Here is a 22,539-nt window from a genome sequence, read left to right on the forward strand (position 1 = left end):
TATCCCTCAGTTGCGGTCCGCTGCCGCCCGTAAAATCTTCATACCCGATGCCACATAGGGCGCAAGTGCTGCTTCATCCGCATCATATTCGACAGCCATGACACCGACATCGTCCAGAGGAACGACATCATGAGCGGCAACCGTGCCAAGCTTGTCGCTCGTGATGGCAAGCGCCACCACCCGGCTGCGTCCGGCAATCACCCGTTTGAATTCCGCATCGTCCAGATGCAGCGCCGTCACGCCAATTTCGGCAGCAATACCGCACGCACCCAAAACGCAAAGATCAGGACGCAACAGCTCGGCATCGCGCAGGGCACGCGCACCAACGGCAGCGCTGACCCGCCGGTCGATTGGGCCGCCGATCATGATCAGCTCGATCTCCGGCGATCCCATGAGATTTGCAGCGATGGACGGCGTGTTGGTGACGATGGTGAGAGCTTCACCGCGTTCGACCAGAAGCCGCGCCAGCGCCGTGTTCACCGAAGAAGCATCCAGAAACACCGTCATGCCGGGCTCAACCAGTCCTACCAAGACGGCAGCCAGTGCGGCCTTCGCCAGTGGTCGCTCGGAATCCCGTTCTGCAAGCGGAGAAGGTTCAGGCACCGCGCGTAACGCACCACCATAGACACGCCTGCAAAGCCCCGCCGCCGCCATCTCGCGCAGATCGCGCCGGATCGTATCCTCGGACACACCGAAGCTTTCCGCCAGTTCAGCCGCCAGCACACGGCCCGACCGTTGTAGCAGTTCCTGAATGCGCGCCTGTCTTTCGTGAAGCAGAAGCTCTGTCACTGTTACCTCTTTCAACATGCACAATCATGCATAAATCGGCACAAACATGCATATCAGATTTTGGGAGCGCTGCAAGCGCAAACAAAAGCCGCACCGTTTTAGCGGCGCGGCATTAGCTTTAGAGAATGTAGGCCCCCTAAAGTCTGGCAGATTCTGGCTACGCCATTTGCAGGCCGCCAGAGCCTGAATATGCCAGACTTTTACTCGGAGTAGACGACCAGAAGATCCTTCGCATCGATCTGCTCGCCGGGGCGCACCAGCACTTCCGCGATAGTGCCATCGCGTTCGGCATGGATAGCGGTTTCCATCTTCATCGCTTCGATGGAAAGCAGAACGTCGCCCTGAGAAACCTTTTGGCCAGTTGCAACGGCAACCGTGGAGACGACGCCCGGCATCGGCGCGCCGACCTGTTTGTCGTTCCCGGCTTCCACCTTGCGGCGGACACCGCCGGAAGCGCCCTTGGCGCGGTTCGGCACCTTGATGCGGCGTGGCTGGCCATTCAACTCGAAGAACACCGTCACCATGCCCTTCTCGTCAGTCTCGCTCATGGCCTGATTGACGATCACCAGCGTCTTGCCGCGTTCCAGATCGACGAAGACTTCTTCTTCCGGCTTCAGGCCATAGAAATAGACCGGCGTCGGCAGCACGCTTGTCGGACCATAGGTTTCCTGCGCGGAAGCATAATCGGTGAAGACCTTCGGATACATCAGCGCCGAAGCGAATTCCTGATCGGAAATCTTGCGATCGACTGTCTCCTCGAACCCTTCACGCTCGGCATTGAGATCAGCAGGTTCCAGCAAGGCGCCGGGACGCACGGTGAACGGCTCGTCGCCCTTCAGAATCTTCTTCTGCAACGCTTTAGGCCATCCTGATGGCGGCTGACCAAGATCGCCGCGCATCATCGACACCACGGAATCCGGGAAAGCAATATCCTTTGCCGGGTTTTCGACGTCATGGACGGTCAGGTCCTGACTGACCATCATCAGTGCCATGTCGCCCACAACCTTGGAGGATGGCGTGACCTTGACGATATCGCCGAACATGCGGTTCACATCGGCATAGGCCTGCGCCACCTCATGCCAGCGGGTTTCCAGTCCCAGAGAGCGGGCCTGCTCCTTCAGATTGGTGAACTGACCGCCCGGCATTTCATGCAAGTAAACTTCGGAAGCCGGTCCCTTGAGGTCGCTTTCGAAGGCCGCGTACTGATTGCGCACGGCCTCCCAATAGAAGGAAATGCGGCGGATCGAATCGGGATCAAGCCCCGGATCACGCTCGGCCCCATGCAGCGCCTCGACGATGGAACCGAGGCAAGGCTGCGATGTGTTGCCGGACAGCGCATCCATTGCCGCATCGACCACATCGACGCCCGCATCGATCGCAGCAAGCACGGTCGCCGCCGAAATGCCCGAAGTATCATGCGTATGGAAATGGATCGGCAGATCGGTTTCCTCGCGCAACGCCTTGAACAGCACACGCGCCGCGGCAGGCTTCAGCAAGCCCGCCATATCCTTCACCGCAATGATATGCGCGCCTGCCTTTTCCACTTCCTTCGCCAGATCGACATAATATTTGAGATCATATTTGGCGCGTTCCAGATTGAGGATATCGCCGGTATAGCAGATAGCCGCTTCGCAGAGCTTGTTTTCCTCCAGCACCGCATCCATCGATACGCGCATGTTCTCGACCCAGTTGAGGCTGTCGAAAACGCGGAACAGATCAATGCCGCCGCGTGCTGCCTCGCGCACGAAATATTTCACGACATTGTCGGGATAGGATTTATAGCCGACACCGTTCGCACCGCGCAAAAGCATTTGCAGAAGGAGGTTCGGCGCAGCTTCACGCACCAGCGCCAGACGCTCCCAGGGATCTTCCGTCAGGAAGCGCATCGAAACGTCGAAGGTCGCACCGCCCCAGCATTCCAGCGAAAACAGGTTCGGCAGTGCCTGCGCGTAAGAATTGGCGATGCGGGCAATGTCGTATGTGCGCATGCGCGTCGCCAGAAGCGACTGATGGCCATCGCGCATGGTCGTATCGGTGATCAGCGCGCGCTTTTCGTTGCGCACCCATTCCGCGAACTTCTTCGGCCCAAGCTGGTCCAGACGCTGCTTGGTGCCATCGACAATCGGCTTGTCGCCGAACCACGGCACACGCGGCTTGGCCGCATCCTTAGCCGGCTTTGCACGCCCCTTGGTTTCTGGATGGCCATTGACCGTCACGTCGGCGATATAGGTCAGAAGCTTGGTGGCACGATCCTGCCGCTTGACCTGCTCGAACAGTTCCGGCGTCGTGTCGATGAAGCGCGTTGTATAGTCGTTAGCCTGAAACTTCGGATGATTGATGATCGCTTCGAGGAAGGTAAGGTTCGTCGCCACACCGCGGATACGGAATTCACGCAAGGCGCGGTCCATACGGCGAATGGCTTCCAGAGGCGTTGCGCCTGAAGCCGTCACCTTGACCAGCAGCGGGTCGTAATAGCGGGTGATGAACGCACCCGAATAGGCCGTGCCACCATCCAGACGGATACCGAAACCCGATGCCGAGCGATAGGCCTGAATGCGTCCGTAATCGGGAATGAAGTTCTGTTCGGGGTCTTCCGTGGTGATACGGCACTGAAGCGCATGGCCGTTGAGGCGAATATCTTCCTGGCGCGGCACACCCGATTCCGGCGTCCCGATGGCAAAGCCTTCCAGAATATGGATCTGCGCCTTGACGATATCGATGCCGGTCACCTGCTCGGTAACCGTGTGCTCAACCTGAATGCGCGGGTTGACCTCGATGAAATAGAACTTGCCGCTATCGGCATCCATCAGAAACTCGACGGTACCGGCGCCGATATAGTCGGTGGCATGGGCGATCTTCAGACCATAATCCGCAAGCTCCTGACGCTGTCCGTCGTTGAGATAAGGCGCTGGCGCCCGTTCCACGACTTTCTGGTTGCGTCGCTGGATCGAGCAGTCACGCTCGAAAAGATGAACCGCATTGCCATGGGTATCGCCCAATATCTGCACTTCGACATGGCGCGCCCGTTCAATGAGCTTCTCGAGATAAACTTCATCCTTGCCGAATGCAGCCTTGGCCTCGCGCTTGGCTTCCGTCACTTCGCGAGCGAGATCAGCCTCGGCGCGGATGGCGCGCATACCGCGACCGCCACCGCCCCAGCTCGCCTTCAGCATCAGTGGATAGCCGATTTCTGCCGCAAGCTTCTTCACTTCCTCCATATCGTCAGGAAGCGGGTCCGTGGCCGGAACCACCGGCACGCCGATTTCGATGGCGAGATTGCGCGCCGCAACCTTGTTGCCAAGACGGCGCATGGTCTCCGGCTTCGGGCCGATGAAGATAATGCCGTTTTCTGCACAGGCTTCGGCGAATTCCGGGCTTTCCGACAAAAGGCCGTAGCCGGGATGGATCGCATCGGCACCCGAAAGCTTGGCGACACGCATAATCTCATCAATGGAAAGATAGCTTTCAATCGGACCGAGATCGCGATCCAGATGGGGCCCGCGACCGACCTGATAGCTTTCATCGGCCTTGAAGCGATGCAGGGAAAGTTTGTCTTCCTCAGCCCATATGGCCACCGTTTTGAGCCCCAGCTCATTGGCGGCGCGGAATACGCGGATTGCGATCTCGGATCGGTTGGCCACCAGAATTTTCCGGATAGGCTTTGGGGCGAAAGACAAGGCAGATCTCCCTAACTGCTATGACAAAGGCGCCATTGCTTAACCTGCAATAGACACAAGCGCAAACAAACTGTGCAACCGGGAGATAAAAACAAAATGCCCGGCTAAACGCCGGGCAGATTGATGAATTTTACAGCACTTCATGCTAATATATGAGGCAATTTTACTTCTGGAAGTAATTATACTTGCCGTCTTCACCCTTGCGCCATTCGAACATGACGTAAGGCGAAAGGCTCGGATCACCCTTCGCATCGAAGGAGATGTCGCCGAGCACGGTCTTGAACGGACCCTTTTCCTTCATCGCAGTCGCAACTTCCTGCGGATCGTTGCTGCCAGAAGCATTGGCGGCATTCACCAGAGACTGCACACCGGCATAAGCGTAGAAGGTGTAGGCCTCCGGTTCAAAGCCCTTGTCACGGAATGCCTTGATGAGTTCGGCATTCGACTTGTCGTCGCGCGGATCCGGACCGAAGGTATTCATGACGCCTCCGACAGCATCACCGGCAATCGAGGCGAGTTCGTTGGACACGATGCCATCGCCCGAAATGAACTGAGCCTTGAGGCCCTGATCAGCCATCTGACGGATGAGCAGGCCTGCTTCCGGATGCATACCGCCCCAATAAACGGCAGTGATGCCAGCGGCTTTCATCTTGGAAATAAGCGCAGAGAAATCCTTGTCGCCCTGGTTCACACCTTCGTAGAGCGCTTCCTTCATGCCATTGTCGTTGAGCGACTTTTTGGTTTCGTCGGCAAGGCCCTGACCGTAAGGGGTCTTGTCGTGAAGGATGGCGACTTTACCATCCTTGTAATTATCAGCCATATATTTGCCGGCAACGATGCCCTGCTGATCATCACGACGGCAGGTGCGGAAGGTGTTCCACAGTTCCCGCTCGGTGAAAGTCGGGTTGGTGGTGCCCGGCGCGATCATCAACACGCCATTTTCAGCGTAGATGTCCGAAGTCGGAATGCTGACACCGGAATTGAAGTGGCCGATCACGAACTGGACGCCATCGCCCACGAACTTGTTTGCAACAGAAATGCCCTGCTTCGGATCGGCAGCGTCGTCGCCATAAACGATAGTGATCTGTTCACCGTTCATGCCGCCCTTGGCATTGGCTTCTGCGACTGCCGCTTCGACACCGCGCTTGATCTGCTCGCCGAAAGCTGCCTGGCTGCCGGTCAACGGTGCGCCGACGCCGAGCTGGATGTCGGCAAAGGATACGCCGCCCATCGCAACCAGTGCGGAAAGGCAAACACCGCAGAATAAGGATTTCTTCATTTCAGTCGCTCCCACTAAAACGCAGCCCGAAAGTTTGAAATCATTTTCGGTATACGTGTCAAAATAGCCTGTCGGAGCGGTGACCTGACTGGATCAGATGACCGCCATTCTTGCAGGTTTGAACGGCAACGCTAAAGCTGTCGCACGAAAACCTGCCGACATTCGAGTGGGAGACCGCGTCAGCCTCAGAAACGCAATTCGGGCTTGAAACTACCCCGCGTTGAAACCGGTCCTCCCACCAGAACGCGAGACCAAACATAGAGAATCGCCCTATATCCAGCCATCGAACTAGATACAATCACTTTGAATATCGAAGTAAAGTAATGATTTCGTCTAAGTCCTGCTTTTTTCGCATGACTTTATGCGGATTGGAAGCGTTGAAACGAAAATGCCCGGCTTGAAGCCGGGCATTTCCTTTATTCGCGAAAGAATAGGAGCGAAACTTACTGCTGAATGTAAGTAAATTTCCCGTCGGCACCCTTTTCCCACTTGTACATGACATAGCCAGGAAGCTTCGGATCGCCCTTTTCATCATAGGAGAGGTCGCCGAGCACGGTCTTGAACGGACCCTTTTCCTTGAGCGCCTTGGCAATTTCCTGCGGATCGTTGCTGCCGGCAGCCTTTGCGGCCTGGGCCAGCGACTGAACGGCCGCATAGGAATAAAGCGTGTAGGCTTCCGGCTCGAAACCGGCATCGCGGAACTTCTTCACCAGATCGGCATTGTTCGGGTTGTTGCGCGGATCAGGACCGAAGGTGTTCAGCGTACCTTCGACAGCCGGACCTGCAATCGATGCCAATTCGTTCGACACGATGCCATCGCCCGAGATGAACTGGGCTTTCAGACCCTGATCGGCCATCTGACGAATGATGAGACCGGCTTCCGGATGCAGACCACCCCAGTAAACCACATTCACGCCAGCCTGCTTGAGCTTGGCGATCAGAGCGGAGAAGTCCTTTTCACCAACGTTTACGCCTTCATAGACGGCTTCCTTGGTGCCAAGTTCGTTGAGCTTCTTCTTGGTTTCGTCGGCAAGGCCCTGACCATAAGGGGTCTTGTCGTGAATGACAGCGATCTTCGAGTCCTTGAAATGATCGAAGATATACTGACCGGCAACGATGCCCTGCTGGTCATCACGGCCGCAGGTGCGGAACGTATTCCAGAGCTGGCGCTCGGTGTAGACCGGGTTGGTCGCAGCAGGCGAGATTTCGAGAATGCCGTTTTCGGCATAGACTTCCGAAGCCGGGATCGAAACGCCGGAGTTGAAGTGACCGATGACATACTTCACGCCGTCGGCAGCAAACTTGTTGGCAACGGAGATGCCCTGCTTCGGATCCGATACGTCATCGCCGAGCGAGATCGAAATTTTCTCGCCATTGATGCCGCCAGCATCGTTGACTTCCTTGATCGCGGCTTCCGCGCCCTTCTGAATCTGCGCACCGTAAACGGCGTTCGGACCCGTCAAAGGTGCACCGATACCCAGAACTACATCAGCCCAAGCCGAGCCCCCGAAAGCCATAACTGCTGCAAGAGCAACGCCTGCGAAAAGCGATTTCTTCATTGTTGGAACTCCCATCATTGTATTTACCCCGAAACGATGTTTTGCATCGCCTTATTTTCTTGCTGATTACTCAGCAATATCTACGTTGAATCTTACTACTGTCAACGTGATCTTGTAAAAAAGCTTCGCCGCATGACGGCGAAGCTTTAAAATTATTTTGCCTTCCAGCTAAGAGGCGAAGCTTTTTCATAAAGCCAGCTATATTGCCTCACCATTTGCTTGGTGCGGGTGAAGCGGAAGCCGACCGTACCGATGATCATCAGCACGATCACATCAACCACATAGTAGTGGAACGAAAGAAGCGTTCCTTCAAACAGCGCAAAGTGGATGAAGCGCACCGCAGCTCCCAGCGGGATCATATAGAGCAGAAGCTGCGGATAGGTGCGCCACGTCGATGCACAGGCACGCCCCGTCATCCAGGCGGCCCAGCCGCCCAGCAAACAGGTAATGAGGAAAAACAGCCAGAACGACGGTTCTTCGTAGAGAATACCCTGCATTTTATCCTCCTAGAGCATTTCCAGCAAAAGTGCGAAGCGGTTTTGCGTCCGGAAATGCGTCGTATCAAAGAGATAGCACAAGACTGACGATTGCATGACAGGATCCCTCTAGTGCCTTCCGCCTTCGAGATAGGCGGCGCGGACTTCCGGATCGGCCAGCAATTCGCGGCCAGCGCCGCTCATGGTGATCGAGCCGTTGACCATCACATAGCCACGGTCAGCGAGCTTCAACGCACCGAATGCATTCTGCTCGACGAGAAACACCGTCAGTCCCTGTGTACGGTTCAGTTCCTTGATCGCCTCGAAAATCTGCTTCACGATCAGCGGCGCAAGACCCAGCGACGGTTCGTCGAGAAGCAAAAGCTTCGGACGCGCCATCAGCGCGCGGGCGATAGCCAGCATCTGCTGTTCGCCGCCCGAAAGCGTGCCGCCACGCTGGTTGATGCGTTCCTTCAGACGCGGGAACAGGTCGAACATCAGCTTTACGTCTTCTTCGAAATATTGCTGATTATCGAGGCTTGCGCCCATCTGGAGATTTTCCAGAACCGTCATGCGCGGAAAGATACGACGACCTTCCGGCGACTGCGCAATGCGCAGCTTGGCAATCTCGTGCGGCGGCATGGATGTGATATCCTCGCCGTTGAAGAGAATGCGGCCGGTACGTGCCTTCGGCGAACCGAAGATCGTCATCATGAGCGTCGACTTGCCGGCGCCATTGGCACCGATCAGCGCCACGATCTCCCCCTCGTCCACAGTCAGGTCGATGCCCTTGAGGGCGCAAATATTGCCGTAATAGGTCTCGACCTTTTCGACGGCGAGAAGCGGTTGCTTTTTCTGCATGGTTTCAGCCTGCATCATTCGCCTCCCTTCTTGGGCTTGGCCGGAGCTTTTGTCGACGCTTTCGTCGGCGCTTTGGCGCTTTTGGAGGCACCAGTCTTGGCGGTCCCACTCTTGCCAGCCTTTACGGGAGCAGTCTTATGGCTTGACGGAACATCACCCGCTTCAACGCGCTCGGAAAATTCGGTCGCCTGACCGGCGGCGAGTTGCCTGGCCTGCCCGACCCAGTCTTCGCGAGCGATGCGCCCATCGAATTCCAGATAGGTTTCAGCTTCCACAATATCCGCTTCGCTCCAGGCGGCGATCTGATCGAAATGATAGATGCCGTGTTCGTGGAGCTTCTTTTCGTTGACCGCGCCAATGCCCTTGATGAGGGTCAGATTGTCGGCCTTGCCGCCACGTGCCGACGACAGACCACCTGCCAGGGAAGCGCGTTCAGACGGTACTTCGCCCTTCTCTTCAGCGATTTCTTCCTCAATGGCTTCCTCGGCAAGCTGGGCCGCGACCAGATGCGCCGGATCGACAACACCGGGCTTGTCCGCCTCTTCGATCAGCTCGGCAATCTCTTCGTCATCCACGCCAAGATAGGCGGCGATAACGCGTGGATCGTTCTTGACCTCTTCCGGCGCACCGTCGGAAATCTTGGTGCCGTATTCCAGCACGATCACATGATCGGAGATTTCCATAACCACCGACATGTCGTGTTCGATCAGCAGAATCGACGTGCCGGTTTCCTTGCGGATATCGAGCAGGAGCTTGTTGAGCTCTGCCGATTCACGCGGATTGAGGCCGGCAGCCGGTTCGTCGAGGCAAAGGATTTCCGGCTCGGTACACATGGCGCGGGCGATTTCCAGACGACGCTGATCGCCATAGGGCAGATCACCCGCCGGATCGTCCGCACGACCGATCAGGTTGATTTTCTCCAGCCAGTAACGCGCCTTTTCAACCGCGTCCTTCGCCGCCGACTTGTAGCCGGGCAGACCGAGAAGGCCGAGGATCGTATAACCCGACGAGCGCATCAGCGTGTTGTGCTGCGCGACCAACAGATTTTCCAGAACGGTGAGGCCTGAAAACAGGCGAATGTTCTGGAAGGTACGCGCCACCCTTGCCTGCTTGGTGATCCGAAAATCGGGCAGGCGCTCCAGCAGGAACTTTTCGCCGGTTTTCCGGTTCATCGTCAGCATGCCACCCGTCGGCTTGTAGAAGCCGGTGATACAGTTGAAGACCGTGGTCTTGCCTGCACCGTTCGGGCCGATGATCGCCGTGATATCCCCACGCTTCACATTGAAGCTCAGATCGTTGATGGCGACGAGACCGCCAAAACGCATCGAGAGATGCTCGACCTGAAGGATGGTATCTTTTTCAGTGTTGCCCAATTCGGCTTTATCAGACGCAGTGCCAGACATAGTGCTTATCTCCGCCATCAGCCGTGCCCTTCCTTGGTAAAGGCACCCGACACCATCTTCTTCTCATGCAGGAACGCACTCGGTTCTCGACTTCCGACGAAACCACGCGGCTTCCAGACCATGACGACGACCATGGCGAGACCGAAGATCAGCATACGATAGAGTTCCGGTGTGAAATCAGGCCCGAAAATGGCTTTCAGGAAGCTCATTTCACGCAGGATTTCCGTGCCGCCGATCATGACGATCGCAGCAATGGCGATGCCGACCAGCGAGCCCATGCCGCCCAGAACGACGATGGCGAGAATGACGGCGGATTCGAGGAACACGAAGGATTCCGGACTGACGAAGCCTTGGCGTGCAGCAAAGAAGGAACCTGCAAAACCACCGAACATCGCCCCCGTGGCAAAAGCCGTGAGCTTGGTCGTGGTGGTGTTGATGCCGAGCGAACGGCAGGCGATTTCATCTTCACGCAGTGCTTCCCATGCGCGGCCAACCGGCATGCGGCGCAGACGGATGGTGACCCAGGCCGTCAGGAGCGCCAGCAGAAGGATGACGTAATAGAGGAAGAACTTGTAGTGCGCCGCCGAGAAGGTGAGGCCGAAATGGGCTGCAAAACCATCCTTGCTGGCATTGAAAGGCAGACCGAAGAAGGTTGCCTTGGCAATGCCGGAAACGCCGAATGTGCCGCGGGTGAGATCGGTCCAGTTGATGAGAACCAGTCGGATGATTTCACCGAAGGCAAGCGTCACGATGGCGAGATAGTCACCACGCAGACGCAGGACCGGGAAGCCCAGAATAACACCCCAGGTCGCGGCGAGAATACCGGCAATTGGCAGCAGCATCCAGAAGGACAGGCCGAAATAGGCCGACAGCAGCGCATAGGAATAAGCGCCCACTGCATAAAAGGCGACGTAACCCAGATCGAGAAGACCGGCGAGACCTACCACGATGTTGAGGCCCCATGCCAGCATCACATAGATGAGGATCTGGACGCCGAAATTGTCGACCCATTTGAGCGATCCCTGCCAGCCGAGGAAGGCAACGATCAGAATCGGGTAGACAAAGAGGAAGGCAACGCCAAGGCGCGAGAAGTTGCGACGCACGAAAGACGGGCTTTCGACCGCAGCGGCAGGCTGCTTGCTCTTGGCAAGCTTGCGTGCCTCCAGCCAGGGCTGGGCGAAGGCAACGAACAGGAAGCGGCCAACCGCAGCCAGTGCGACCATAACGGCCAGCGTGCCCCAGCGCTGAACGAGCACCAGTTCGTTGTTGATGTTCTGATCGGTCTTGAAACCGATGATGAGGCAGAAGAGACCCAGTGCCAGAAGACCGGCGAAGAACCCTTCACGAATGGCCCGGCCAAAAAGGGAATCCGGGCGTGAACTCGACTGTGCAGCCATGATTAAACCTTTTCGACTTCAGGTCGGCCAAGAATGCCGGACGGCATGAAGATCAGAACGATGGCGAGGATCGAAAACGCAGCAACGTCCTTGTAGTCGATCGAGAAATACGCTGACCACAATGCCTCGATGAGACCGATGAGCAAACCACCGACCACAGCCCCGGGGAGCGATCCGATGCCACCCAGAACGGCCGCCGTGAACGCCTTGACGCCAGGGATGAATCCGTCGGCAAAGGAAATCACACCATAGAAGGAAAGATAGAGCGTACCGGCAACTGCCGCGAGCATCGCACCCATCACGAAGGTGAGCGAGATGACGCGATCGACATTGATGCCAAGAAGGGCTGCCATCTTGCGATCCTGCTCACAGGCACGCTGCGCGCGCCCCAGCGAGGTACGATTGACGATATACCAGAAGATCGTCAGCAGCACCGCCGTCACCACGATGACCACAACCTGCTTCAGAGAAATCGTCACATTGGTCCCCAGGATATTGTAGGAACCGTTCAGCAGTTGAGGCACCGGCTTGTTACGTGGCCCCTGCGTCACCTGGACGAAGTTGGACAAGGCAATCGACATGCCGATAGCCGTGATCAACGGTGCGAGACGGAACGAACCACGCAGCGGCCGGTAGGCCACGCGCTCCATCGTCCAACTCCACAAACCCGTCAGCAACATGGCGACGATCATCATCAAAAGAAGCATCAGCGCGATTGGCAATGCCCCAATGAAGGTTGTGATCATGAGAAAAACAATCAGCGCCATGAAGGCGCCGAGCATGAAGACATCGCCATGAGCAAAGTTGATCATGCCGATAATGCCATAGACCATCGTGTAGCCGATGGCGATCAGGCCATAGATCGAGCCGAGCGCGAGCCCGTTGATCACCTGCTGGAAGAAATATTCCATCGAGAAGCCACCCATTTTACCGCCCGGGACTTTTTTGGCGCATCTTTATTTCGTGCGCTTCATTTTATTCCCGGCTATTTACACCTAACGGCTGTATAGAGGAATGCAACCCCCTTTTGTCTCAGACAAAAGACTAAGGGTATTATCCTTCTACAAACTAGTTACGTCCCCTACTAAACGTCCTGTATATGTTTTTTTCTCCTACCCAGGACGCCTTATTCCACATTTTCTGCATGGCTCGAAAGCCAAAAAATTGGGAGCCAGTAATAAAATTACCAGCCGTACCCACTTTACGCGACCGTAAACCCGTGTGCAAAGGGATCACGGTCGTCGATGAAGATCGTATTATATCCCGTCATGCGTGCCCAGCCCGCAATTGAAGGGATAATTGCCGGCAATGTGCGGTCCGTGCCCACTACTTCCGTCGCACGTTCCACACGACCGTGGAAAAGCGACCCGATAATGGATTCATGCACAAACTCGTCGCCGGGCTTCAGCTTGCCCTTGGCGGCCAGTTGCGCCATGCGCGCAGATGTACCGGTTCCACACGGTGAACGGTCGATCGCCTTGTCGCCATAAAAGACGGCGTTGCGGGCATGCGCTTCCGGATGTTTTGGCTTTCCGGTCCACAAAATATGGCTCAAACGATTGATATCGGGCAGCAACGGATGCTGGAACTTGTACTTCTCATTCAACCGCTCACGCAGGATCGGGCTCCAGCCAATCAACTGCAGCGCGGAATAATCTTCCATGTCCGTGTAATTTTCTTGCGGCTCGACAATCGCGTAGAAATTGCCGCCATAGGCCACATCGACCTTGATGGTGCCAAGGTCCGGGCATTCGACTTCAAGCCCTTCGGCATAAAGGAAAGCCGGAACATTGGTAAGACGAACGCGCTCGACATATTGTCCGTTCTGCTCGTATTCGATTGCCACCAGACCGGCAGGCGTATCGAGATTGAGCTTGCCCGGCGTCTTCGGCGTCACCAGTCCATGCTCAATCGCCATCGTCACGGTTCCGATGGTGCCGTGGCCGCACATCGGCAGGCAACCGGACGTCTCGATGAAAAGCACGGCGACATCGCAATCAGGCCGGGTCGGCGGATAGAGAATGGAACCCGACATCATGTCATGGCCGCGCGGCTCGAACATGAGACCGGTGCGAATCCAGTCATATTCGCGCAGAAAATGCGCCCGCTTTTCCATCATGGTCGAACCTTCCAGGTTCGGCCCGCCGCCAGCCACCAGACGCACGGGGTTGCCGCATGTATGTCCGTCGACGCAGAAGAAGGAATGTCTTGCCATGATGGTCAGTTCCGAAAACGTTGTGGCTTGAAAGGTTCAATGTCGATTGCAGGCGCGGCCCCCGTGATGAGATCGCGGATAAGCCGCCCGGTCGCAGCCGATTGCGTGAGGCCGAGATGGCCATGGCCGAAGCCATAATAGATGTTTCCGCCCGCCGAAGCACGCCCGATAACCGGCACGGAATCGGGCATGGACGGCCGATAACCCATCCATTGCCGCCCGCCCTCGGTGCGAAGGCCGGGCAGAAACATGGAAGCCTTCTTTAACATGGCTTCAGATCGTGCAAAATTGGGCGGCAGGTCGAGACCGCCGAATTCCACGGCGCCACCCACTCGCAGCCCGGTTTCCATGGGTGTGACCACAAAGCCATGGCCGGGGAATGTCAACTGCCGCTTCACATCGAAACTTCCAACAGGCAGTGTCGTGTTGTAACCGCGTTCCGTATCGAGCGGCACGGCGTCGCCAAAGCCTTTGGCAAGATCGCGAGACCACGCGCCCGCCATCAGGACAAGATGTGCCGCCTTGATTTCGGTTCCATCCTCAAGGCGAATGCTCGCCCCGCCATTACCTGGTCTTGCACTCGTGACTTTCGCCTGAAGAAAGTGCGCGCCCTTGCTTTCGGCATAGGCCCAGATCGCCTTGCCAAACAGCTTGGGATCGCTGACATTCTTCCAGCCGGGAACAAACGTTCCAGCAACGAAACGCGGGCTCAGGCCCGGCTGTAATTCGGCAAGCCGATCGCCACGCACGTGTTCATAGGCAATTCCAGCCTTCTCGCGGACGTCCCAGCCCGGCTGCGAGGCGGTAAGTTCCGCTTCACTTTCATAGAGTTCCAGATTGCCGTTCTCACGCAACCTGTCGCGCAATCCCGCGCGATCGATGAGCGCCATCATCTCGCTGCCTGCAAGACGCATAATATCGGCCTGTGCAACTGCGGTTTTCGCCAGCGCATCTGCACTGCTTGCACGCCAGAAGCGATAGAGCCACGGCACCATCTTTGGAAAATAAGAGGGGCGGATCGTAAATGGACCAAGCGGATCCAACAGCCAGCCCGGCACCTTGCGCATCACGCCTTTGGAGGCAAGCGGAAGAATATCGGAAAATGCCAGCGCCGCCGCATTGCCTGAGCTGGTTTCCTCGCAAATGCCGCTTCTGTCTATGACCAGAACCTGGCGTCCTGCCTCGGCAAGCAAGGCGGCAGCGGCGACACCGACAATACCGCCACCGATAATGAGAACATCCTGCTGACCCTGCGGATCAGATTTCATCTTTTGCGGCTCCCCACCGGATTCAATTTTACCCACAGTCCGGAATGGTCAAAACCCGGACAGCGTCTATGGTCCGAGCAATCGGCACTCAACATAGTTTCAATGCCGGTCACCCCGATTCTGTCTATCGATTTTTTGGAATGACACTGTGCTGAAACTTCGCCATCGCTTGAAAAAGCCACATAAGCAGATTTAGGGATCAACCAGTTTACATCACACCGTATTGATATATCAGAGATATATCTGTAAGATTGAACTATGTCAATCGTCGTAACCACAAGGCATGGACAGGCATGGAAGAGACGAGCGTTCGAGACAGGTTGACACGGAGCCAGGCAAGCGTGCCGCTGGCGACCATGGACGGCTGGGGCAGCGAAAGTCTGGCCGAGCAGGCTTATCGCATTCTGGAACGTTCCATCGTCACGCTGGAACTGGAACCTGGCACTGTCGTCAACGAGCGTACGCTCATCGAGCTGACAGGCATGGGTCGCACGCCGATGCGCGAAGCCATTCAACGGCTTGCATGGGAAGGCCTCGTGGAAGTGCGCCCGCGTTCGGGCATCGCCATAGCGCCTATTGACCCAAAGGATTTCATCAAGGTGCTGGATGCCCGCGAGGGTGTCGAGCGGGTTCTGGCACGCGATGCGGCGCGTTTCGGCAGCCCGCGTGATTATGAACGGCTTGAAGCTGCCGCTGCAGCCATGCGGCAGGCCATTCCCACCGAGAACGTGGCACTGTTTCTCAACGCCGACAAGGCATTCGACATTGTTCTGGGCGCAGCGGCAAGCAATCCCTATGCCGCCCGTATCGCAGCACCCTTGCAAACCCACAGCCGCCGCTTCTGGTTTCGCCTTCGGCCGTCGACCGGAATATCCGGTTCGGCCAATGCGCATGCAACACTCATCGAGGCGATCATTTCCCGCCAACCAGAGCGGGCCAGTGATACGGCCAGCGAGCTAATGACCTATCTGCGCACTCTTGCGCCGTAAACTTGGGCACCAAGCTTGAGAGCACAATCCGACCGGAGTGAAACAAGGATCGATAAGATTATGCTCGAAATAGAAGAAGCTAGAGCGCTGATCTGATCCAATCAGATCGAAACGCACTCTAACGGGCGCGCAATGACCGGCGCGCCCGTTCGTTGGTTCTGATACTTGTCGCCGCAAACGGGCCGGTATCGAGAACCAGTCCGTCATCGGTGTTGACGCCATATACGGCCAGTGCATAGGCATGGCGAGTTCCACGCTCCATATCCTTCGCCTGCACCGAAACGATGGAAAGAATGGCGCAGAGGCCAATGGCCGCCTGAGACGAATAACGCATCTCCAACGCTCCTCGTCAGGATTTTACAAGGTCAATAACACTACCAGTGGACTGCTTGGCTGCGACCGAAAGATGGCACGATATGTCTGATTTCGGGACACCGGCTCACGAAAATGCGATCGCTAAAACAAAAGCCGAAGCGTGAGCTCCGGCTTTATCTGGATCGCGGGGGAATGATGGCTGCTCAATGGGTCTTGTTCATCGATGCTGACATTTTGCGGAGAACATTGAGCGCAATGCCCAGCTCCTCGTCGCTCACGCCTTCCAGCAGGTCCTCGCGAACATCACCGGCAAGTTTCACGACCTGTTCGGCCAGAGTTTTGCCTTCCGCCGTCATCACCACCCGTTTGGCGCGCCGATCGCCCTGAACCGTCTGCCGCTCGATGAAGGATTGGCGCTCCAGACCGTCAAGCAGGCGAACCATCGTCGCATTCTCGATTTCCAGCGCTTCTGCCAGTTCCTTCTGGTAGAGGCCTTCCTGTTCGATCAAGGCAAGCAAGGTGCGCGCCCGGGCCAATGTCAGTCCGCGCTCTTTCACACGCGCGTCGAAAACGGTGCGAAGCCTGCGATTAACCTTCGCCATGGCATCAATCATTTCAGCTTTAAGATCTGCCGTATCCATGCCAACCGCCTTATATATTAGTAAACTAATGATTACAGATTTGGATAAATCGCTGGCGAACTATTTTCAAGCGAACTTCCTGAACTCACGCAAGAGTGATGGGATTCAGCGCCGATATGACTGCATAACGAACAAATTCACTGCAAAGCCAGTGATCTAGAGCATGTCTCCCAAAAGTGGGAACCGGTTTCGGGATACACTCAAAAAAGAAAAAGCGGGCCAAAGCCCGCTTTCTCGAAAAACATTAAACTGCCACCTATCAGGCAGGCATGATCGTTCCCTGCAGCGTCATCAACTGATGCAGGAAGATTTCCGCCTTGGTGCGATGTTCGTTGGACGAAGCGTCGTCCAGAGCCTCGCGGGCATGATCGATGCGGCGCTGAATGTCTGCCGGGTCGATATCGTCCACATGGGTCGCCGATTCGGCCAGAACGGTGCAGCCCTGCGGGGTGATATCGGCAAAGCCGCCGAAGACCACGTAGGAGTCGGACTTGCCATCGGCAAGCTTCACCGAAACGACACCCGGCATGATCGTCGTCATCAGCGGCGAATGACCGGCGAGAGCCGTCAGATAGCCTTCGCTACCCGGAATGACGACTTCCGTCACCTGCGCAGAAAGCAGGAGTCGTTCAGGCGACACGAGTTCGAATTGGAAAGCTTGAGCCATGGTTCTCACTTGAATTCAAAAGCATGATCTCGAAAGGTGGAAACCGGTTTTCGAAAAAACATGCTTAAACAAAATGATTGGCTTTCACGGCGGGCCTTGCGGCCCACCGGGAAACTCAATTCATCAAGCCGCTTCAGCAGCCAGCTTCTTCGCCTTTTCGATCGCTTCTTCAATCGATCCGACCATGTAGAAGGCCGGCTCCGGAAGATGATCGTAATCGCCAGCACAAAGGCCCTTGAAGCCCTTGATGGTGTCTTCGAGCGCAACAAGCTTGCCGGGCGAACCGGTAAACACTTCGGCCACGAAGAACGGCTGCGACAGGAAGCGTTCGATCTTACGAGCGCGCGCAACCGTCAGCTTGTCGTCTTCCGAAAGTTCGTCCATGCCGAGGATGGCGATGATGTCCTGAAGAGCCTTGTAGCGCTGCAAGATCGCCTGCACCTGACGGGCGACGGCGTAATGTTCTTCACCAACGATCATCGGATCAAGCATACGCGACGTGGATTCGAGAGGATCCACAGCCGGGTAAATACCCTTTTCAGCGATCGAACGGTTCAGCGTGGTGGTCGCGTCCAAGTGAGCGAACGACGTTGCCGGTGCAGGATCGGTCAAATCGTCGGCAGGAACGTAAATTGCCTGAACCGAAGTAATCGAACCCTTGGTCGTCGTGGTGATGCGTTCCTGCATCGCGCCCATGTCGGTTGCCAGCGTCGGCTGATAACCCACAGCGGAAGGAATACGACCGAGAAGAGCCGAAAGTTCCGAACCAGCCTGCGTGAAGCGGAAGATGTTGTCCACGAAGAACAGAACGTCCTGGCCCTTGTCACGGAAGTTTTCAGCAACCGTCAGACCCGACAGGGCAACGCGAGCGCGCGCACCCGGAGGCTCGTTCATCTGACCGTAAACGAGTGCGGCCTTGGAGCCTTCACCGCCACCGAGCTTGTTAACGCCCGATTCGATCATTTCGTGGTAAAGGTCGTTACCTTCACGGGTACGTTCACCAACGCCTGCGAATACCGAGTAACCGCCGTGCGCCTTAGCGACGTTGTTGATCAATTCCATGATGAGAACGGTCTTACCAACGCCCGCACCGCCGAACAGACCAATCTTACCACCCTTGGCGTAAGGAGCGAGAAGGTCGACGACCTTGATGCCCGTTACGAGGATTTCAGCTTCGGTCGACTGTTCGATATACTCAGGAGCTTCCTGGTGAATCGCGCGACGAGCAGTGGTCTTGATCGGACCAGCTTCGTCAACTGGCTCACCAATAACGTTCATGATACGGCCGAGCGTTTCTTCGCCAACCGGAACCATGATCGGGTTGCCCGTGTCGCGCACTTCGTGACCGCGAACCAGACCTTCGGTCGAGTCCATGGCGATGGTGCGAACAGTGTTTTCGCCCAGATGCTGCGCAACTTCGAGAACCAGACGGTTGCCCAGATTGTCGGTTTCCAGAGCGTTGAGGATCAGCGGGAGCTGACCGTCTTCGAACTGTACGTCGACAACAGCGCCGATAACCTGAGTGATACGGCCAACTGCGCCGGTCGCTGCAGCCTTGGGAGCTGCTGGAGACTTGGCGGCAGCCGCCTTAGCTGGTGTAGCCTTGGCTGGAGCCTTCTTGGCCGCTGCTGGCTTCGCTTCGGCCGCGGCGGTAGTTTTCGGGGTCGCTGCTTTTGCCATCGATCCTTACCTTCCGTTAGCATGGTCCCGAAAAGTTGCAGACTTCTCGGATAAGATCATGCGGTAAACCCTAGAGCGCTTCCGCGCCCGAAATGATTTCGATCAGTTCCTTGGTGATCTGAGCCTGACGCTGACGGTTATACGTGATCGACAGTTTGTTGATCATGTCGCCCGCATTGCGCGTCGCATTGTCCATCGCGCTCATCTTCGCGCCCATTTCGCCCGCCACATTTTCCAGCAGTGCGCGGAAAATCTGGACCGAAATATTGCGCGGGATCAGCGTGCTCAGGATCGCCGCAGGATCAGGTTCGTACTCATAAATCGCATCGCCTGCAGTATCCGCCTGCGCAACATCGCCGGCCGAAGCCGGAATGAGCTGCTGCGCGGTCGGAATCTGTGCAATCACCGACTTGAACTCGGAATAGAACAGGGTGCAGACATCAAATGCGCCTTGTTCGAACAACTCGATCACCTTGTGGCCGATCTGGTCGGCATGCACAAAAGCGAGCTGCTTGACTTCGCGCAAATTGACATGGTCGATGATCAGCGAGGCAAATTCGCGACGCAGTATATCTGCGCCCTTCTTGCCAACCGTGATGATCTTGACCGTCTTGCCTTCAGCGAGGAGCTTGCGGGTATGATCGCGCGCCAGACGCGCGATCTGCGAGTTGAAACCGCCGCAAAGGCCACGTTCTGCGGTGCAGACGACGAGCAGATGCACGTCGTCCTTGCCCGTACCGGCCATCAAGGCCGGTGCGTCTTCGCCGCTGACATTCTGCGCGATATTCGCGAGAACGGCACCCATGCGCTGCGAGTAAGGCCGTGCGGCCTCCGCAGCTTCCTGGGCACGGCGCAGCTTCGCCGCGGCGACCATCTGCATCGCCTTGGTGATTTTCTGCGTCGCCTTGACCGAGGCGATACGGTTTCTCAGATCCTTTAGTGAAGGCATCCGTTCATCCCGTCACAAAATTCAAGCGAAAGACTTGGCGAACGCGTCGACCGCTGCCTTGAGCTTTGCTTTGATGTTGTCGGTGAGTGCCTTTTCGTCGCGGATCGCGTCGAGAACATCCTTGTGCTCGGTGCGCAGCGAAGAAAGAAGACCTGCTTCGAACTTGCCAACCTGATTAACGGCGATCTTGTCGAGATAGCCATTCACGCCAGCGTAAATCACGGCAACCTGTTCTTCCGTCTTCAACGGCGAGAACTGCGGCTGCTTGAGAAGCTCGGTCAAACGTGCGCCGCGGTTCAGCAAACGCTGGGTCGAGGCATCAAGGTCGGAACCAAACTGTGCGAAAGCGGCCATTTCACGATACTGGGCAAGCTCGCCCTTGATCGAACCGGCAACCTGCTTCATGGCCTTGATCTGGGCCGAAGAACCAACGCGCGAAACCGACAGACCGACGTTAACAGCCGGACGGATACCCTGATAGAACAGGTTGGTTTCGAGGAAGATCTGGCCGTCGGTGATCGAGATCACGTTGGTCGGAATGAAGGCCGAAACGTCATTGCCCTGCGTTTCGATGACCGGCAGAGCCGTCAGCGAGCCAGCGCCGTTTTCGTCGTTGAGCTTTGCAGCGCGTTCGAGAAGACGGGAGTGCAGATAGAAAACGTCGCCCGGATAAGCTTCACGGCCCGGAGGACGACGAAGCAGAAGGGACATCTGACGGTAAGCAACAGCCTGCTTCGACAGATCGTCGTAACCGATGAGAGCGTGCTGACCGTTGTCACGGAAATATTCGCCCATCGCGCAACCCGCAAACGGAGCGAGATACTGCATGGGGGCCGGATCGGAAGCGGTAGCAGCGATAACGATCGAATATTCGAGAGCGCCGCGTTCTTCGAGAACCTTGACGAACTGAGCAACAGTCGAACGCTTCTGGCCGATAGCAACGTAAACGCAATAAAGCTTTTCGCTGTCCGGGCCGTTGTCGTGGATCGGCTTCTGGTTCAGGAAGGTGTCGAGAATGATGGCGGTCTTGCCGGTCTGACGGTCGCCGATGACCAGCTCGCGCTGACCACGACCAACCGGGATCAGAGCGTCAACAGCCTTGAGGCCGGTCGACATTGGCTCATGAACCGACTTACGCGGAATGATGCCCGGCGCCTTGACGTCGACGCGGCGACGCTCGGTAGCAACGATTGGGCCCTTGCCGTCAATCGGGTTGCCGAGAGCATCGACAACACGGCCGAGCAGACCTGGACCAACCGGCACATCCACGATGGCGCCAGTACGCTTGACGACGTCGCCTTCCTTGATGTCACGGTCGGCACCGAAGATAACGACACCGACATTGTCGCTTTCAAGGTTCAGCGCCATGCCGCGAATACCACCAGGGAATTCGACCATTTCACCAGCCTGAACATTGTCCAGACCATAGACGCGAGCAATGCCGTCACCGACGGACAGAACCTGACCGACCTCGGAGACCTCAGCCTCCTTGCCGAAGTTCTTGATTTGCTCTTTCAGGATAGCGGAAATTTCCGCGGCGCGGATGTCCATCAGCCGACCTCTTTCAGTGCAAGCTTAAGAGAAGAAAGTTTGGTACGAAGGGACGTGTCGATCTGACGCGAACCCATCTTGACGATAAGACCGCCGAGGATCGACGGATCGACGGTGACGTTGATCGTCACGTCCTTGCCGGCCACGCCCTTCAGCGTTGCCTTCAATTCGTTCTGCTGCGCGGCACTCAATTCGTGCGCGGAAAGAACATCGGCGGAAATCTCGCCACGATGTTCAGCAGCAATCTTGTGGAAAGCGGCGATTATGCCCGGCAGCGCAAAGAGGCGGCGGTTCCGCGCGACAACGCGCAGGAAATTTCCGACCAGACCCTTGATGCCCGCCTTGTCGGCAAGAGCGCCGACGGCGTGAAGCTGGTCTTCCGACGAAAATACCGGACTGGAAATCAGCCGCTTGAGGTCTTCGCTTCCGCTCAGAAGCGCCTCGAAACGGTCGAGATCTTTTTCCACAGCCGCAACGGATTTCGCGTCGAGCGCAAGCTCGAAAAGCGATCCGGCGTAGCGCTGTGCGACACCTGAAATGAGCGAAGACGTTTCAGCCACGAACAACCTGCTCTCTACGTTGAAACCATCCTTTTGGGGCCCAATCTTGCTCAGGACGCCAAGCCGATGATTTTATTGAATGTTTTCGGAAAACCACTGACGCGCGAGCACATCAACACCGAAATGTGATTGCCGTCTAGCATAGACGAACAGGACTCGCAACACGCGAATCCGGCACTTTTGTGTAAGATTTGCCGCCTTTCGCGGTCAAAAAAGTCGCATCTGCCCCGGCGAGGCGACCTGCTGTTACACAACCTGCACGC

The 22,539-nt window shown here is 56.6% G+C and carries 19 protein-coding genes; 1 reads left to right on the top strand and 18 read right to left on the bottom strand.

The genetic code is table 11. The features are described 5' to 3' along the window. Positions 1-6 precede the first annotated feature (6 nt). From ACYSN1_RS18970 to ACYSN1_RS19020, 11 genes are all read right to left on the bottom strand, one after another. The gene (locus ACYSN1_RS18970; RefSeq protein ID WP_461727088.1) at positions 7-807 is read right to left on the bottom strand and encodes a DeoR/GlpR family DNA-binding transcription regulator; all 801 of its coding nucleotides are present in this window, start codon (positions 805-807) and stop codon (positions 7-9) included. A gap of 182 nt (positions 808-989) precedes the next feature. After that, positions 990-4,466: a pyruvate carboxylase gene (gene pyc / locus ACYSN1_RS18975; RefSeq protein WP_461727089.1), complete on the bottom strand. Its 3,477-nt coding sequence runs from the start codon at positions 4,464-4,466 to the stop codon at positions 990-992. Positions 4,467-4,629: 163 nt separating this feature from the next. Then, on the bottom strand, positions 4,630-5,745 hold the full coding sequence (locus tag ACYSN1_RS18980) for a branched-chain amino acid ABC transporter substrate-binding protein (RefSeq protein ID WP_461727090.1): 1,116 nt from the start codon (positions 5,743-5,745) through the stop codon (positions 4,630-4,632). Positions 5,746-6,188: 443 nt separating this feature from the next. Continuing rightward, positions 6,189-7,304: a branched-chain amino acid ABC transporter substrate-binding protein gene (locus ACYSN1_RS18985; protein ID WP_140021996.1), complete on the bottom strand. Its 1,116-nt coding sequence runs from the start codon at positions 7,302-7,304 to the stop codon at positions 6,189-6,191. 152 nt (positions 7,305-7,456) lie between these two features. Next, positions 7,457-7,801 carry a DUF6867 family protein gene (locus tag ACYSN1_RS18990; RefSeq protein ID WP_461727091.1) on the bottom strand — a complete coding sequence of 115 codons (345 nt, stop codon included), beginning with the start codon at positions 7,799-7,801 and terminating at the stop codon, positions 7,457-7,459. 108 nt (positions 7,802-7,909) lie between these two features. Next, positions 7,910-8,656 carry an ABC transporter ATP-binding protein gene (locus tag ACYSN1_RS18995; protein ID WP_461727160.1) on the bottom strand — a complete coding sequence of 249 codons (747 nt, stop codon included), beginning with the start codon at positions 8,654-8,656 and terminating at the stop codon, positions 7,910-7,912. After that, positions 8,656-10,062: an ATP-binding cassette domain-containing protein gene (locus ACYSN1_RS19000; RefSeq protein ID WP_461727092.1), complete on the bottom strand. Its 1,407-nt coding sequence runs from the start codon at positions 10,060-10,062 to the stop codon at positions 8,656-8,658. Before ACYSN1_RS19000 ends, ACYSN1_RS18995 begins: the two co-directional genes overlap by 1 nt. Next, positions 10,062-11,441 carry a high-affinity branched-chain amino acid ABC transporter permease LivM gene (gene livM, locus ACYSN1_RS19005; protein ID WP_461727093.1) on the bottom strand — a complete coding sequence of 460 codons (1,380 nt, stop codon included), beginning with the start codon at positions 11,439-11,441 and terminating at the stop codon, positions 10,062-10,064. The genes ACYSN1_RS19000 and livM overlap by 1 nt, the downstream gene beginning before the upstream one ends. Before the next feature lie 2 nt (positions 11,442-11,443). Next, complete coding sequence (locus tag ACYSN1_RS19010) at positions 11,444-12,352, bottom strand: branched-chain amino acid ABC transporter permease (RefSeq protein WP_105543286.1); 909 nt, start codon at positions 12,350-12,352, stop codon at positions 11,444-11,446. Between the two features lie 290 nt (positions 12,353-12,642). Beyond that, positions 12,643-13,656, bottom strand: coding sequence for a 4-hydroxyproline epimerase (locus ACYSN1_RS19015; protein WP_461727094.1), 1,014 nt, complete (start codon positions 13,654-13,656; stop codon positions 12,643-12,645). A gap of 5 nt (positions 13,657-13,661) precedes the next feature. Beyond that, positions 13,662-14,924: an NAD(P)/FAD-dependent oxidoreductase gene (locus ACYSN1_RS19020; protein WP_461727095.1), complete on the bottom strand. Its 1,263-nt coding sequence runs from the start codon at positions 14,922-14,924 to the stop codon at positions 13,662-13,664. Between the two features lie 293 nt (positions 14,925-15,217). Here ACYSN1_RS19020 and ACYSN1_RS19025 point away from each other — a divergent pair, with 293 nt between their 5' ends. After that, the gene (locus ACYSN1_RS19025) at positions 15,218-15,913 is read left to right on the top strand and encodes a GntR family transcriptional regulator (protein WP_461727096.1); all 696 of its coding nucleotides are present in this window, start codon (positions 15,218-15,220) and stop codon (positions 15,911-15,913) included. Between the two features lie 118 nt (positions 15,914-16,031). Here the strand turns inward: ACYSN1_RS19025 and ACYSN1_RS19030 are convergent, their stop codons facing one another. The 7 genes from ACYSN1_RS19030 to ACYSN1_RS19060 all read right to left on the bottom strand — a co-directional run bounded on the left by ACYSN1_RS19030 (position 16,032) and on the right by ACYSN1_RS19060 (position 22,276). Beyond that, positions 16,032-16,247 carry a hypothetical protein gene (locus ACYSN1_RS19030; RefSeq protein WP_461727097.1) on the bottom strand — a complete coding sequence of 72 codons (216 nt, stop codon included), beginning with the start codon at positions 16,245-16,247 and terminating at the stop codon, positions 16,032-16,034. A 184-nt stretch (positions 16,248-16,431) separates the two neighbouring features. Beyond that, positions 16,432-16,869: a MarR family winged helix-turn-helix transcriptional regulator gene (locus ACYSN1_RS19035; RefSeq protein WP_461727098.1), complete on the bottom strand. Its 438-nt coding sequence runs from the start codon at positions 16,867-16,869 to the stop codon at positions 16,432-16,434. Positions 16,870-17,128: 259 nt separating this feature from the next. After that, positions 17,129-17,536 (bottom strand): F0F1 ATP synthase subunit epsilon, encoded by a 408-nt coding sequence (locus ACYSN1_RS19040; protein WP_105542731.1) that lies wholly within the window; start codon positions 17,534-17,536, stop codon positions 17,129-17,131. 123 nt (positions 17,537-17,659) lie between these two features. Next, positions 17,660-19,216, bottom strand: coding sequence for a F0F1 ATP synthase subunit beta (gene atpD / locus ACYSN1_RS19045; protein ID WP_461727099.1), 1,557 nt, complete (start codon positions 19,214-19,216; stop codon positions 17,660-17,662). 70 nt (positions 19,217-19,286) lie between these two features. Further along, positions 19,287-20,165 (bottom strand): F0F1 ATP synthase subunit gamma, encoded by an 879-nt coding sequence (locus tag ACYSN1_RS19050; protein WP_105542733.1) that lies wholly within the window; start codon positions 20,163-20,165, stop codon positions 19,287-19,289. A gap of 21 nt (positions 20,166-20,186) precedes the next feature. Beyond that, positions 20,187-21,716, bottom strand: coding sequence for a F0F1 ATP synthase subunit alpha (gene atpA, locus ACYSN1_RS19055; RefSeq protein ID WP_140022006.1), 1,530 nt, complete (start codon positions 21,714-21,716; stop codon positions 20,187-20,189). After that, complete coding sequence (locus ACYSN1_RS19060; RefSeq protein WP_461727100.1) at positions 21,716-22,276, bottom strand: F0F1 ATP synthase subunit delta; 561 nt, start codon at positions 22,274-22,276, stop codon at positions 21,716-21,718. Before ACYSN1_RS19060 ends, atpA begins: the two co-directional genes overlap by 1 nt. Positions 22,277-22,539: the final 263 nt, after the last annotated feature.

The sequence above is a fragment of the Brucella sp. LJL56 genome (assembly GCF_054871705.1).

Excerpts from the sequence above, each read along its gene's own strand:
- ACYSN1_RS19030 (WP_461727097.1), bottom strand. The coding sequence starts at position 16,247 with ATGCGTTATTCGTCTCAGGCGGCCATTGGCCTCTGCGCCATTCTTTCC.
- livM (WP_461727093.1), bottom strand. The coding sequence starts at position 11,441 with ATGGCTGCACAGTCGAGTTCACGCCCGGATTCCCTTTTTGGCCGGGCC.
- ACYSN1_RS18980 (WP_461727090.1), bottom strand. The coding sequence starts at position 5,745 with ATGAAGAAATCCTTATTCTGCGGTGTTTGCCTTTCCGCACTGGTTGCG.
- ACYSN1_RS19040 (WP_105542731.1), bottom strand. The coding sequence starts at position 17,536 with ATGGCTCAAGCTTTCCAATTCGAACTCGTGTCGCCTGAACGACTCCTG.
- ACYSN1_RS18970 (WP_461727088.1), bottom strand. The coding sequence starts at position 807 with ATGTTGAAAGAGGTAACAGTGACAGAGCTTCTGCTTCACGAAAGACAG.
- ACYSN1_RS18990 (WP_461727091.1), bottom strand. The coding sequence starts at position 7,801 with ATGCAGGGTATTCTCTACGAAGAACCGTCGTTCTGGCTGTTTTTCCTC.
- ACYSN1_RS19000 (WP_461727092.1), bottom strand. The coding sequence starts at position 10,062 with ATGGCGGAGATAAGCACTATGTCTGGCACTGCGTCTGATAAAGCCGAA.
- ACYSN1_RS19015 (WP_461727094.1), bottom strand. The coding sequence starts at position 13,656 with ATGGCAAGACATTCCTTCTTCTGCGTCGACGGACATACATGCGGCAAC.
- ACYSN1_RS19025 (WP_461727096.1), top strand. The coding sequence starts at position 15,218 with ATGGAAGAGACGAGCGTTCGAGACAGGTTGACACGGAGCCAGGCAAGC.
- ACYSN1_RS18995 (WP_461727160.1), bottom strand. The coding sequence starts at position 8,656 with ATGCAGGCTGAAACCATGCAGAAAAAGCAACCGCTTCTCGCCGTCGAA.
- ACYSN1_RS19020 (WP_461727095.1), bottom strand. The coding sequence starts at position 14,924 with ATGAAATCTGATCCGCAGGGTCAGCAGGATGTTCTCATTATCGGTGGC.
- atpD (WP_461727099.1), bottom strand. The coding sequence starts at position 19,216 with ATGGCAAAAGCAGCGACCCCGAAAACTACCGCCGCGGCCGAAGCGAAG.
- ACYSN1_RS18985 (WP_140021996.1), bottom strand. The coding sequence starts at position 7,304 with ATGAAGAAATCGCTTTTCGCAGGCGTTGCTCTTGCAGCAGTTATGGCT.
- ACYSN1_RS19010 (WP_105543286.1), bottom strand. The coding sequence starts at position 12,352 with ATGGAATATTTCTTCCAGCAGGTGATCAACGGGCTCGCGCTCGGCTCG.
- ACYSN1_RS19035 (WP_461727098.1), bottom strand. The coding sequence starts at position 16,869 with ATGGATACGGCAGATCTTAAAGCTGAAATGATTGATGCCATGGCGAAG.
- ACYSN1_RS19050 (WP_105542733.1), bottom strand. The coding sequence starts at position 20,165 with ATGCCTTCACTAAAGGATCTGAGAAACCGTATCGCCTCGGTCAAGGCG.
- atpA (WP_140022006.1), bottom strand. The coding sequence starts at position 21,716 with ATGGACATCCGCGCCGCGGAAATTTCCGCTATCCTGAAAGAGCAAATC.